The organism is Bradyrhizobium sp. SZCCHNRI1009 (assembly GCF_032487575.1).
GTDB lineage: Bacteria > Pseudomonadota > Alphaproteobacteria > Rhizobiales > Xanthobacteraceae > Bradyrhizobium.
The window spans coordinates 113,312-125,819 of the sequence record NZ_JAUEUL010000017.1; the positions used below are offsets into that span (position 1 = coordinate 113,312).

General features: G+C 68.0%; 10 protein-coding genes and 1 pseudogene. 10 read left to right on the plus strand and 1 reads right to left on the minus strand.

Annotated elements, in window-relative coordinates:
* Positions 1-18 precede the first annotated feature (18 nt).
* From hutI to QX010_RS24845, 10 genes are all read left to right on the plus strand, one after another.
* Positions 19-1,233: an imidazolonepropionase gene (gene hutI, locus QX010_RS24800; RefSeq protein WP_316182455.1), complete on the plus strand. Its 1,215-nt coding sequence runs from the start codon at positions 19-21 to the stop codon at positions 1,231-1,233.
* Positions 1,230-2,777 (plus strand): histidine ammonia-lyase, encoded by a 1,548-nt coding sequence (gene hutH, locus QX010_RS24805; protein WP_316182457.1) that lies wholly within the window; start codon positions 1,230-1,232, stop codon positions 2,775-2,777. Before hutI ends, hutH begins: the two co-directional genes overlap by 4 nt.
* Positions 2,778-2,786: 9 nt before the next feature.
* A complete protein-coding gene (gene hutU, locus QX010_RS24810) occupies positions 2,787-4,457 on the plus strand; it encodes a urocanate hydratase (RefSeq protein WP_316182458.1) in 1,671 nt (556 codons plus the stop codon).
* Between the two features lie 85 nt (positions 4,458-4,542).
* Entirely contained in the window at positions 4,543-5,589 is a 1,047-nt protein-coding gene (gene bchI / locus QX010_RS24815; RefSeq protein WP_316182460.1) for a magnesium chelatase ATPase subunit I, read from the plus strand.
* The gene (locus QX010_RS24820) at positions 5,586-7,328 is read left to right on the plus strand and encodes a magnesium chelatase subunit D (RefSeq protein ID WP_316182462.1); all 1,743 of its coding nucleotides are present in this window, start codon (positions 5,586-5,588) and stop codon (positions 7,326-7,328) included. Before bchI ends, QX010_RS24820 begins: the two co-directional genes overlap by 4 nt.
* A 136-nt stretch (positions 7,329-7,464) precedes the next feature.
* Positions 7,465-8,433, plus strand: coding sequence for an alpha/beta hydrolase (locus QX010_RS24825; RefSeq protein WP_316182464.1), 969 nt, complete (start codon positions 7,465-7,467; stop codon positions 8,431-8,433).
* 33 nt (positions 8,434-8,466) lie between these two features.
* On the plus strand, positions 8,467-9,372 hold the full coding sequence (bchO, locus tag QX010_RS24830; RefSeq protein ID WP_316182465.1) for an alpha/beta fold hydrolase BchO: 906 nt from the start codon (positions 8,467-8,469) through the stop codon (positions 9,370-9,372).
* Positions 9,373-9,424: 52 nt separating this feature from the next.
* Positions 9,425-10,963 carry a phytoene desaturase gene (locus tag QX010_RS24835; RefSeq protein ID WP_316182467.1) on the plus strand — a complete coding sequence of 513 codons (1,539 nt, stop codon included), beginning with the start codon at positions 9,425-9,427 and terminating at the stop codon, positions 10,961-10,963.
* The gene (locus QX010_RS24840; protein WP_316182469.1) at positions 10,960-12,000 is read left to right on the plus strand and encodes a phytoene/squalene synthase family protein; all 1,041 of its coding nucleotides are present in this window, start codon (positions 10,960-10,962) and stop codon (positions 11,998-12,000) included. The genes QX010_RS24835 and QX010_RS24840 overlap by 4 nt, the downstream gene beginning before the upstream one ends.
* A 117-nt stretch (positions 12,001-12,117) precedes the next feature.
* On the plus strand, positions 12,118-12,261 hold the full coding sequence (locus QX010_RS24845; RefSeq protein WP_315803434.1) for a hypothetical protein: 144 nt from the start codon (positions 12,118-12,120) through the stop codon (positions 12,259-12,261).
* Between the two features lie 24 nt (positions 12,262-12,285).
* Here the strand turns inward: QX010_RS24845 and QX010_RS24850 are convergent.
* Positions 12,286-12,508, minus strand: a pseudogene (locus tag QX010_RS24850) (hypothetical protein); the annotation flags it as partial.

Here is a 12,508-nt window from a genome sequence, read left to right on the forward strand (position 1 = left end):
GTGAAGGTGGGAGGCAACATGGCCGAGCGTTTCGACCGGATCTGGCGCAATGCGCGGCTGGCAACGCTGCGCGAGAGCGCGGCTGGTCTTGGCGTGATCGAGCAGGGCGTGGTCGCTGCCCGCGACGGCCGCATCGTCTTTGCTGGTCCGCAATCGGATTTCCCGGCCGATGCCGACGCGCCCGAGCAGATCGACTGCGATGGCCGCTGGATCACGCCAGGCCTCGTCGACTGCCACACGCATCTTATTTATGGCGGCGACCGCGCCCATGAGTTCGAGCTAAGACTGGCCGGTGCGAGCTACGAGGAGATCGCGCGTGCGGGCGGTGGCATCGTGTCCACGGTGGCGGCGACGCGCGCCGCAACCGAAGAGAAGCTGATCGCCGGCGCGCTGCCGCGACTGGACGCGTTGCTCGCCGAAGGCGTCACCACGATCGAGATCAAGTCCGGCTACGGCCTGGAGACCGCGACCGAGCTGCGGCAATTGTCTGCAGCCCGCGCGCTCGGCGGCAGGCGGCCCGTCTCCGTGCGCACCAGCTTTCTCGGCGCTCATGCGCTGCCGGTCGAAGCGGATGGCGACAAGGATCGCTATATCGATCTCGTCTGCAACGAGATGCTGCCGGCCGTCGCCAAGTCCGGGCTTGCTGATGCCGTCGATGCCTTCATGGAGACCATCGCCTTCTCAGCGGCGCAGACGACGCGTGTCTTTGCCGCGGCCAAGATGCACGGCCTGCCGGTCAAGCTACATGCCGATCAGCTTTCCAATCTCGGCGGCGCGGCGCTTGCGGCCGAGTTCGGCGCGTTGTCGGCCGATCATCTCGAGCATACCGACGAGGCTGGCGCGGCCGCGATGGCCCGGAGCGGCACTGTCGCCGTGCTGCTGCCCGGCGCGTTCTATTTCATCCGCGAGACGCAGAAGCCGCCAGTCGATCTGTTCCGCAAGCACGGCGCGAAACTCGCGCTCGCGACCGACTGCAATCCCGGCTCGTCTCCGCTGACATCCTTGTTGCTGGCCATGAACATGGCGGCGACGCTGTTCCGGATGACCGTCGACGAATGCATCGCCGGCGTGACGCGCGAAGGCGCGCGTGCCTTGGGCGTATTGGGCGAGACCGGCACGCTCGAAGCCGGCAAGCGGTGCGATCTGGCGATATGGGACATCGGCCGTCCTGCTGAACTCGTCTATCGCATGGGCTTCAATCCCCTTCATCAGCGCGTCTGGAGAGGGCGATGAGCACGATCGTTGCGGCGCCCGGCCGCGTCAGTCTCGACGACCTCGCGCACGTCTACGCGGGCGGGCCGCTTGCGCTCGATCCATCCTATTGGCCGCGTGTTGACGCTGCCGCGGCCATCGTCGCCAAGGCGGCGCAGGGCGCCGAGCCGGTCTATGGTATCAACACCGGCTTCGGCAAACTTGCCTCGAAACGCATCCCGCCGGAGCAGACCGCACAGCTCCAGCGCAACCTGATCCTGTCGCATTGCTGTGGTGTCGGGCCCGCCACGCCAGAGCCGGTCGTGCGGCTGATGATAGCGCTTAAAATCATCTCGCTCGGCCGCGGCGCCTCTGGCGTGCGCCGCGAGATCATCGAGCAATTGCAGGCGATGCTGGCGCAGGGTGTGTGTCCGTTTGTGCCACAGCAGGGCTCGGTCGGTGCGTCAGGCGATCTCGCGCCGCTCGCGCATATGACGGCGGTCATGATCGGGGAAGGCCAGGCCTTTCTTGACGGCCGGCTGGTGCCCGGGCGCAAGGCGCTCGCGTGTGCCGGACTTGCGCCGGTCACGCTCGGACCGAAGGAAGGGCTCGCGCTCATCAACGGCACGCAGTTCTCGACGGCCTATGCGCTCGCCGGCCTTTTCCGCGCGCATGATCTGCTCGACGCGGCGCTGGTGACGGGCGCGCTGTCGGTCGATGCCGCGATGGCCTCGACCGCGCCGTTCCGTCCCGAGATCCAGGCGCTGCGCGGCCATCCCGGTCAGATCGCGGCCGGCCGCGTTCTGACCGTGCTGCTCGACGGCAGCGATATCCGCTTATCGCATCTCGAAGGCGACGAGCGCGTGCAGGATCCGTATTGCCTGCGGTGCCAGCCGCAGGTCGCCGGCGCGGCGCTCGATCTGCTCACCCAGGCGGCGCGCACGCTCGTCACTGAAGCCAACGCCGTCACCGACAATCCGCTGGTGCTGGTCGAGACCGGCGAGATCATCTCGGGCGGTAATTTCCACGCCGAGCCGGTGGCGTTTGCCGCCGATCAGATCGCGCTGGCGCTGTCCGAGCTCGGCGCGATCAGCGAGCGGCGCATCGCGACGCTGGTCGACCCCGCGCTGAATTTCGGCCTGCCGCCGTTCCTGACGCCGGAGCCCGGACTCAATTCCGGTTTCATGATCGCGGAGGTGACGGCGGCAGCGCTATTTGCCGAGAACAAGCAGCGTGCGCTGCCCTGCTCGATCGACTCCACGCCGACCAGTGCCAATCAGGAAGATCACGTCTCGATGGCCGCGCACGCGGCGCGGCGGCTGCACGACATGGCAGACAATCTCGCTGCGATCATCGGCATCGAGCTGCTCGTCGCCGCCCAAGGCATCGAGCTGCGAGCGCCGCACAGTACCAGCGCGGCGCTGTCTGCTGTCATTGCCGCGCTTCGCGCGCATGTGCCGGCGCTGGAGCACGACCGCTACATGGCCGACGATCTCGCCAAGGCCACCGCGCTTGTCAGCGGCGGTGTGCTGGCCGGGGCTGCGACGCATGCACTCGGACGCGATCCGTTCCCCAAACTTGGATGAGAGGGACCCATGAACCGACGCCTGGACAATGAACGGGTGATCCGCGCGCCCCATGGCAGCGAGATCAGCGCCAAGAGCTGGCTCACCGAAGCGCCGCTGCGCATGCTGATGAACAATCTCGATCCTGACGTGGCCGAGAAGCCCAGCGAACTGATCGTCTATGGCGGCATCGGCCGCGCCGCGCGCGACTGGGACAGCTTTGATCGCATCGTTGCCTCCTTGCGCAAGCTCGAAGCCGATCAGACGCTTGTCGTGCAGTCCGGCAAGCCGGTCGGCATCTTTCGTACGCACCCGGACGCGCCGCGCGTCCTGATCGCCAACTCCAACATCGTGCCGCATTGGGCGACGCTCGATCACTTCAACGCGCTCGATAAAATGGGCCTGATGATGTACGGCCAGATGACGGCCGGCTCCTGGATCTACATCGGCAGCCAGGGCATCGTGCAGGGCACCTACGAGACGTTCGTCGAGGTCGGTCGTCGCCACTATAAAGGCGATCTCGCCGGCAAATGGATTCTGACTGCTGGCCTTGGTGGCATGGGCGGCGCGCAGCCGCTGGCAGCCACGATGGCCGGTGCGTCGATGCTCGCCGTCGAATGCCAGCCGAGTCGCATCGAGATGCGGCTGCGCACCAGCTATCTCGATCGCCAGGCCGCGACGCTCGACGAGGCGCTGACACTGATGGCCGAGGCTGCCAGCACCAAGAAGGCGGTGTCCGTCGGCCTGCTTGGCAACGCCGCCGAGATCTTTCCGGAGCTGGTGCGCCGTGGCGTCCGTCCCGACATCGTCACCGATCAGACCAGCGCGCACGATCCGATCAACGGCTATCTGCCCAAGGGTTGGACGCTCGCCGAATGGGAGGCCAAGCGAGCGTCTAATCCCAAGGCGGTGGAGCAGGCGTCCAAGACGTCGATGGTCGGCCACGTCCAGGCCATGCTGGATTTTCACGCCATGGGCATTCCGACGCTCGACTATGGCAACAACATCCGCCAGATGGCGAAGGACATGGGCCTCGCCAATGCCTTCGATTTCCCCGGCTTCGTGCCAGCCTATATCCGTCCGCTGTTCTGCCGCGGCATCGGCCCGTTCCGCTGGGCGGCTTTGTCCGGCGATCCCGAGGACATCTACAAGACGGACGCCAAGGTGAAGGAGCTGCTGCCCGACAACAAGCATCTGCACAACTGGCTCGACATGGCGAGGCAGCGCATCAAGTTCCAGGGCCTGCCGGCGCGGATCTGCTGGGTCGGGCTCGGCGACCGCCATCGCCTCGGGCTTGCCTTCAACGAGATGGTGGCCCGCGGCGAATTGAAGGCGCCGATCGTGATCGGCCGGGACCATCTCGATTCCGGCTCGGTGGCGAGTCCGAACCGCGAGACTGAGGCGATGAAGGACGGCTCCGACGCCGTGTCGGATTGGCCGCTGCTCAACGCACTGCTCAATTGTGCGAGCGGCGCCACCTGGGTGTCGCTGCATCATGGCGGCGGCGTCGGCATCGGCTATTCGCAGCATGCCGGCATGGTGATCGTCGCCGACGGCACGGCCGACGCCGCGCGGCGGCTGGAGCGCGTGCTGTGGAACGATCCGGCCACCGGCGTGATGCGCCACGCCGATGCCGGCTATGAGGACGCGATCGCCTGCGCCGACGCCAATGGTCTCGATCTGCCGAGCCTCGCTCGTTGAAGCGCTGATGGGTTGAAGAGCGGCCCCTGATTGTGGTCTCATGCTGGCAACGCGGCGGGAACGCGTCGCGGCGCAGGGGACGCTCATGGGAATCGCCTTTCCGTTCTCGGCCATCGTCGGCCAGGACGAGATGAAGCTGGCGCTGATGATCGCTGCCGTCGATCCGAAGGTTGGCGGCGTGCTGGCCTTTGGCGATCGCGGCGCCGGAAAATCCACCGCGGTGCGCGCGCTCGCCGCGCTCTTGCCGCCGATGAGCGCCGTGATCGGCTGTCCCTATCAATGCGATCCGGCCGACGTCGCCGCGCAATGCGCCGCGTGCCGCGCGCGCTCCAAGCCGAGCGGCAAGGCGAAAAAGCCGGTGGCGTTGAAGGCGCATCAGGTGCCGGTTCCGGTCATCGACCTGCCGCTCGGGGCCACCGAGGACCGCGTCGTCGGCGCGCTCGATCTGGAGCGTGCGCTGGCTCATGGCGAGAAATCGTTCGAGCCGGGGTTGCTTGCGCGCGCCAATCGCGGCTTTCTCTATATCGACGAGGTCAATCTGCTGGAGGATCATCTCGTCGATCTCCTGCTCGACGTCGCCGCCTCCGGCGAGAACGTCGTCGAGCGTGACGGCCTCAGCATCCGCCACCCCGCGCGCCTCGTGCTGGTCGGCACCGGCAATCCGGAGGAGGGTGAGCTGCGGCCGCAGCTGCTCGACCGGTTCGGCCTCTCTGTCGAGGTCAAGACGCCCGGCGACTTGCCGACGCGGATCGAGGTGATCAAGCGCCGCGACGCGTTCGAGACTGATTCCGCGGCCTTCGTTGCACATTGGGAGAAGGAGGAGGTGAAGCAGCGCAAGCGCATCCTCGCTGCCCGCGAGCACATCGGATCGGTCAAGGTCGCCGATCGCGAGCTGGAGAACGCGGCCCGGCTGTGCATGGCGCTCGGCACCGATGGGCTGCGCGGCGAGCTCACCTTGATGCGCGCCGCGCGCGCGGCTGCGGCGCTCGATGGCGCCAAGGCAGTCGATGATGGCCATCTCAAGACGGTCGCGCCGATGGCGCTGCGGCATCGTCTCAGGCGTAACCCGCTCGACGATTCCGGCTCGTCGGTGCGGGTCGAGCGCGCGATCAACGAGCTTTTCGCGTCGTGAGCGACGGCGCCGCGATATGGGCCGATGCCGTCATCGCGGCCGCGCTGGCCGCGATCGATCCACATGCGGCGTCGGTGCTGCTGCGGGCGGGCGCGGGCCCGGTGCGCGAGCAATGGCTCGATCTGCTGCGCGAGCTGACGCCGGATGCGGCGGCGATCCGCAAGCTGCCGCCGTCGATCTCCGATGATCGCCTGCTCGGCGGTCTCGATCTCGCCGCGACGTTGCAGGCGGGGCGTCCGGTGATGCAGCGCGGGCTGCTCGCCGAGGCCGATGGCGGCGTGCTGATCGCCGTCATGGCCGAGCGCATCGCGCCATCGGCCATCGCCCATCTCACCGCTGCGCTCGATACCGGCGTGATCAGCATCGAGCGCGATGGCCTGTCGCTGCGCGCGCCGGCCCGCTTCGGCCTGGTCGCGCTCGACGAGGGCATCGGTGATGAGCGGGTAGCGCCTGCACTTGCCGATCGGTTGGCCTGTCATCTCGATCTCGGCACCGTCGCGCGCGCCGATCTCGGCGAGAGTCTGTTCACATCGGCGGACATCGCAGCAGCGCGCGCGCTGCTGCCGCAGGTCCGTCTGTCCGACGACGCGATCGCCGCGCTGACGACGACGGCCGTGGCGCTCGGCATCGACTCGCTGCGCGCGCCGTTGCTGGCCTGTCGTGTGGCGCGCATCGCAGCGGCCCTCGATGGCGAGACCGATGTTGCCGAGCCGCACATCGCCTGCGCCGCGCGGCTGGTGCTGGCGCCGCGCGCCACCCGGCTGCCGGCGACCGAGGACGATGCTGAGAGCGACGAGGCGCCGGAGCCGCAGAACGATCAAGCCGACAGCGCCGACGACGATCGCAGCAATGATGGTCCGCTCGAGGATCGCGTGCTCGAAGCCGCGCAGGCCGCCATTCCCGCCGATCTGCTGAAGCGCCTGCAGGACGAGCGCGCGATGCGGGCGCGGGCGAGCAGCGCCGGCCGGCAGGGCACCGCGCAGAAAGCGCCGAAGCGCGGCCGGCCGATCGGCGCGCGCCGCGGCGAATGGCGAGCCGGCGCGCGGCTCAACGTGCTGGAGACACTGCGCGCGGCGGCGCCGTGGCAGCCGCTGCGGCGGCGGACGCAACGTTCCGGCAAGAGCGGCCGGCTGATCGTGCACAAGGACGACATTCGCATCACCCGCTTCAAGCAGCGCTCGGGCACCACGACGATCTTCGTCGTCGATGCCTCCGGCTCCTCGGCCTTGCAGCGGCTTGCGGAAGTGAAGGGCGCCGTCGAGCTGCTGCTGGCCGAATGCTACATCCGCCGCGACGAGGTCGCGCTGATCGCGTTTCGCGGCAAGGGCGCCGAGCTCTTGCTGCCGCCGACGCGCTCGCTGACGCGCGCCAAGCGCAGTCTCGCGGCGCTGCCCGGCGGCGGCGGCACGCCGCTGTCGGCGGCGATCTTCGCCGCGACCGAGCTCGCGCTCGCCGTGAAGGCCAAGGGCCAGGCGCCGACCATCGTGCTGATGACCGACGGCCGGGCCAATGTCGCGCGCGATGGCGGCGGCCGCAGCGAGGCTGAGGCGGAGGCGCTGGTGGCCGCAAGGCAGCTCGCGCTGACCGGCATTCCGGTCGTGCTGGTCGATTCCTCGCCTCGCCCGCAGGACAAGGCCGCGCAGCTCGCTGGTGCGATGCAGGCGCGTTACGTCGCGCTGCCTCATGCCGATGCCGCACGGTTGTCGCAGGCCGTCATGGCGCAAGCCGGCCGCGGCTGACGGCGCTGGAACCCGCGGCGTCAAGCGGCGTTCCAACGGTGACTGACAAGACGTTCGGTCATCGCTATGCTCGTCCCGGTCGGTCGGCAGTGGTGGACTCTGCTATCCGCAGGAAAAAGCCAGACAGGAGCACGCCATGCAGGTCGCTTCGACCACACAGAGTGATCATGCCTCTGCTCCGGGCGTGGTCACGATGCCCCCGCCGTTGTCCGCGCCGCGCTTCGAAATTACGGATGCGCGCGTCGGACGCATCACCTGCTATGGCGATGGCCCGGCGGAGCCGAGCGATCGACGGCCGCTGTTGCTCATTCACAGCGTCAACGCCGCGGCGACGGCCTACGAGATGAAGCCGCTGTTCGAGCACTACCGCCAGACGCGTCCCGTCTATGCGCTCGATCTGCCGGGCTTCGGCCTGTCCGACCGTGCCGATCGCATCTACACACCGCGCATCATGACCGACGCGATCCTGCTCGCGGCGAACGAGATTCGCCGCCGTCATGGCGACGCCGCGATCGACGCCATCGCGCTGTCGCTCGGCTGCGAGTTCGCCGCGCGCGCCGGCACCGAGGCGCCGAACCTGTTTCGCACCTTGGCGCTGCTCAGCCCGACCGGCTTCGATCGCCGCGCCGAGGCCGCAGCCAAGACGGCTGGCAACAAGGACACGACCCGCGCCATGCCATGGGTGCGCAACATCCTCAACGTCCCCCTGTGGAAGCACGGATTCTTCACCCTGCTGACCTCGCGTGCCAGCATTCGTTTTTTCCTGCAGAAGACCTTTGGTCGCAAGGACATCGACGAGGGCCTTTTGGAATACGACTACATCACCACGCACCAGCCCGGCGCCGAGAACGCGCCGTATTCGTTCGTCTCCGGCTATCTGTTCAGCACCAATGCCGTGAAGCTCTACCAGGCACTGGCGATGCCGGTCTGGATGGTGCATGGCGTGCGCGGCGATTTCGTCGACTATCACGGCAAGCACGCCGTCGAGGCTCTGCCCAACTGGCGGATCGAGGTGATGCAGACCGGGGCGATGCCGCATTTCGAACAGCTTGATAAAGTCGTTGCCAGCTATGATGATTTCCTGACGTGCGCGGCCGATCGTTGACGGTGCCGGCGGCGTCCAACCGCGTGGGCCGGCATGAGCGACAAGCCGAACTGGAGCGTCGACGGCAGCGACTGGCCCAACCGCGTGGCCAGTCGCTTCGTCGAGGCCGCGGGCCTGCGCTGGCACGTTCAGATCATGGGCGAGGGGCCGGTCGCGCTGCTCGCCCACGGCACGGGAGCCGCGACCCATTCCTGGCGCGATCTCGCGCCGCTGCTCGCCAGGCACTTCACCGTCGTCGCGCCGGATCTCTCCGGCCACGGCTTCACCTCCACGCCGCATTGGCGGCGGCTGTCGCTCGACGGCATGTCGCGCGATCTCGCTGGTCTCTGCGAGAAGCTTGCGATCGCGCCTGAAATCGCGATCGGCCATTCCGCGGGCGCGGCGATCCTGACCCGCATGACGCTCGATGGCCTGATCACGCCGAAGCTGATCGTCAGCCTCAACGGCGCCTATCTGCCGTTCGGCGGCGCGGCCGCGCAGTTCCTGTCGCCGCTCGCCAAGATGATGGCGCTCAATCCGCTGGTGCCGCGGCTGTTCGCCTGGCGGGGCCGCGATCCGGCGGCGGTGCATCGGCTGCTGAAGGGGACCGGCTCGACGATCGACGCGACAGGCGAGCGGCTGTATCGGCGGCTGGTCGGCAGCCCCGGCCATGTCGGCGCCGCGCTCGAAATGATGGCGAACTGGGACCTGCATCCGCTTGGGCGCGAGCTGCCGCGGTTGAAGACCGCGCTGCTTCTGGTCGCGGCCGCGCATGACCGTGCCATTCCGCCAGACGTCGCGCGTCGCGTCCAGCAATCGGTGCCTCAGGCGCAGCTCGAACTCATTGATGGCCTTGGTCATTTGGCCCATGAGGAGCAGCCGGCGAGGATTGCGGGCCTGATCGTCAATGCCGCCGAGCGCGCCGGCGTGCTCGCGGTGCAGCAGGAAATGTCAAACTAGATTGACATTTTTTGGCTAGCGAAAACGTCAGTTTCAATTTACGCTTTCGCCCATGCTCGACGTCTCCACCATCAAGGCCGCTGTCCCGGCTGCGCTCGGAGACCGGCCGCATGCGGTCGTGATCGGCTCCGGCTTCGGCGGCCTCGCCGCAGCGGTCCGGCTCGGTGCGCGCGGCTATCGCGTCACCGTCTACGAGCAGCTCGACGCGCCCGGCGGCCGCGCCTATGTGCATCGCCAGGACGGCTTCACCTTCGATGCCGGCCCGACCATCGTCACCGCGCCGTTCCTGTTCGAGGAGCTATGGCAGCTGTGCGGTCGGAGGATGTCCGACGACGTCACGCTCAAGCCGATCTCGCCGTTCTATCGCATCCGGTTCGACGACGGCACCGTGTTCGACTGCTCGGGCGACCCGGCCGAGATGCGCGCCGAGGTGGCGCGGCTGTCGCCCGGCGACGTCGACGGCTACGAGCGCTTCATGAAGGCGAGCGAGGCGATCTTCAGAAAGGGCTTCGAGGAGCTTGGCGACGTGCCGTTCCTGTCGTTCATGGACATGGCCAAGATCGCGCCGGCGATGATCAAGCTGCAGAGCTTTCGCTCGGTCTATGGCCTCGTCTCGCACTATGTCCGCGACGAGCGGCTGCGCATCATCCTCAGCTTCCATCCGCTGCTGATCGGCGGCAACCCGTTCACGACCACGTCGATCTACTGCCTGATCGCCTATCTCGAGCGGCGCTGGGGCGTGCACTTCGCGATGGGGGGCACCGGTGCGCTGGTGACGGGTCTCGTCGGCTTGATCGAGGGGCAGGGCGGCAAGGTGCGCTGCTCGGCACCCGTCGCCGAGATCACGACCAGGAATGGCGTCGCCACCGGCGTGCGGCTCGAGTCCGGCGAGACGGTCGCGGCCGACGTCGTCGTTTCCAATGGCTGCGCGGCCTGGACCTACAAGCATCTGCTGCCGAGCGTGTCGCGCCGGCGCTGGACCGATGCGCGCATCGACCGTGCGCGCTATTCGATGAGCCTGTTCGTCTGGTATTTCGGCACGAAGCGCCGCTACGACGACGTTCAGCATCACACCATCCTGCTCGGCCCGCGCTATCGCGAGCTGCTCGACGACATCTTCCGCCGCAAGGTCCTGGCGGATGATTTCAGCCTCTATCTGCACCGGCCGACCGCGACCGATCCGTCGCTGGCGCCCGATGGCTGCGATGCCTTCTACGTGCTGTCGCCGGTGCCGCATCAGGAGAGCGGCATCGACTGGTCGGCGACGGCCGAGCCGTTCCGCAAGCGGATCGAGACCGCGCTGAGCGACACGCTGCTGCCGGACCTTGCCGGCCAGCTCGTCACGTCGCGGCTGCTGACGCCGGATGATTTCGAGCATCGCCTGTCGTCCTATCGCGGCGCGGCGTTCGGGCTCGAGCCGGTGCTGATGCAGAGCGCCTGGTTCCGGCCGCACAACAAGAGCGAAGAGGTCGAGCGGCTCTATCTGGTCGGCGCGGGCACCCATCCAGGCGCCGGCCTGCCGGGCGTGCTGTCCTCGGCGCGTGTGCTCGATGATCTCGTGCCCGCGCCGCATGAGCTGGAGCGGCGATGAGCTGGCAAACGGACATTGCGATCTGTCGGCGGATGTTGCGGGGCGGATCGAAGACGTTCTTTGCCGCCTCGAAAGTGCTGCCCCGCGCGGTCGGCGATCCCGCCGTCGCACTCTACGCGTTCTGCCGCGAGGCCGATGACGCGATCGACGGGCCCGGCCGCCGCGTCGACGCCGTCGAGCTGCTGCACGAACGGCTCGACCGGATCTATGATGGCACGCCGGACGACAGTCCCGTCGATCGCGCGCTGGCCGGCGTCGTGGCGCATTTCACGATTCCGCGCGCGCTGCCGGAGGCGCTGCTCGAAGGTCTCGCCTGGGACGCCCAGGGCCGCCGCTATGAGACCCTGAGCGACGTGCTCGCCTATGCCGTGCGCGTCGCCGGCACGGTCGGCGTGATGATGTCGCTCTTGATGAACCGGCGTGAGGCCGGGACGATCGGACGCGCCTGCGACCTCGGCATCGCCATGCAGCTCACCAACATTGCCCGCGATGTCGGCGAGGACACGCGCGCTGGCCGGCTCTATCTGCCGCGGCAATGGCTGCGCGAGGCGGGCCTCGATATCGAGACCTGGCGTGCCGCGCCGTTCTTCGACGACCGCATCGGCCGGGTCACCGCGCGACTGCTCGCAGTCGCCGACGTGTTCTATGCGCGCGCTTCCGCAGGCATCGCCGATCTGCCGTGGAGTTGCCGGCCCGGCATCCATGCGGCGCGGCTGATCTATGCCGAGATCGGCCGCGAGGTCGCACGTGCCGAATTCGATTCGCTGTCGCGGCGCGCATTCGTCTCGATGCCGCGCAAGCTGCAGCTTCTCGGCAAGGCCGCGGTGATGTCGCTGCTGCAGGAGCAGCCGTCGCTGGCGCCGCCGCGGCCGGAGGCGCGCATTTTGATCGAGGCGGTCGTCGCGGCGGATGCGCAGCGCCCGCACGCGATCGCGCCGCCGCGCCGGACTGTTCACGATCGCGCGCTGTGGGTGCTCGACCTGTTCGAGCGCCTGGAGCGACGCGATCAGTTGTTGCGCTCGGGGCGGTCGTCGTAGCGAGGCGAGGTCGTCGGCATGACGGTAAGGCGGCCGGCGCGGATTGCAGCGCTCGGAAAGTCGCGCGTGAGACGCTCAGATGCGGAAGGCCAAGGTCAGACCCGCGAGTGACGCGCCATGAGCGAGATGGGGGGCCTGCTCGAATTCGTCGTCGTCGCGATGTGCATCGCCGGCTGGCTCGTGCTCGAATGGCAGGGCCGCCGCCTCGACCGCCAGCGCGCCGAGCGCGAGGCCAGGGAGCGCGAAGCGGAGAAGCGGTAGGGTGGGGGGAGGCGGATTCACGTCTCAAACAGCGATCGACATAGCTTCGCGTTCTCGCGGCAGATGTTGCCCGAGCTTTGCGATCAGGTCGTCCCTCGCGAGAGTGCAGAGGGCGCAGGGAATGCCGGGTGAAGGCCCCACCCATGGCCCGCCTGCAGAAAAAATGCAGGCGGCAGGTACCACAGGCAAAGCCGGTTCAACCGGCATTCCCTGCGCGACGGTCTTCACGCTTATACGCAGTCTCCCT

Coding starts and splice junctions, on each gene's coding strand:
- hutI (WP_316182455.1), top strand. CDS start 19: ATGGCCGAGCGTTTCGACCGGATCTGGCGCAATGCGCGGCTGGCAACG.
- hutH (WP_316182457.1), top strand. CDS start 1,230: ATGAGCACGATCGTTGCGGCGCCCGGCCGCGTCAGTCTCGACGACCTC.
- hutU (WP_316182458.1), top strand. CDS start 2,787: ATGAACCGACGCCTGGACAATGAACGGGTGATCCGCGCGCCCCATGGC.
- bchI (WP_316182460.1), top strand. CDS start 4,543: ATGGGAATCGCCTTTCCGTTCTCGGCCATCGTCGGCCAGGACGAGATG.
- QX010_RS24825 (WP_316182464.1), top strand. CDS start 7,465: ATGCAGGTCGCTTCGACCACACAGAGTGATCATGCCTCTGCTCCGGGC.
- bchO (WP_316182465.1), top strand. CDS start 8,467: ATGAGCGACAAGCCGAACTGGAGCGTCGACGGCAGCGACTGGCCCAAC.
- QX010_RS24835 (WP_316182467.1), top strand. CDS start 9,425: ATGCTCGACGTCTCCACCATCAAGGCCGCTGTCCCGGCTGCGCTCGGA.
- QX010_RS24840 (WP_316182469.1), top strand. CDS start 10,960: ATGAGCTGGCAAACGGACATTGCGATCTGTCGGCGGATGTTGCGGGGC.
- QX010_RS24845 (WP_315803434.1), top strand. CDS start 12,118: ATGAGCGAGATGGGGGGCCTGCTCGAATTCGTCGTCGTCGCGATGTGC.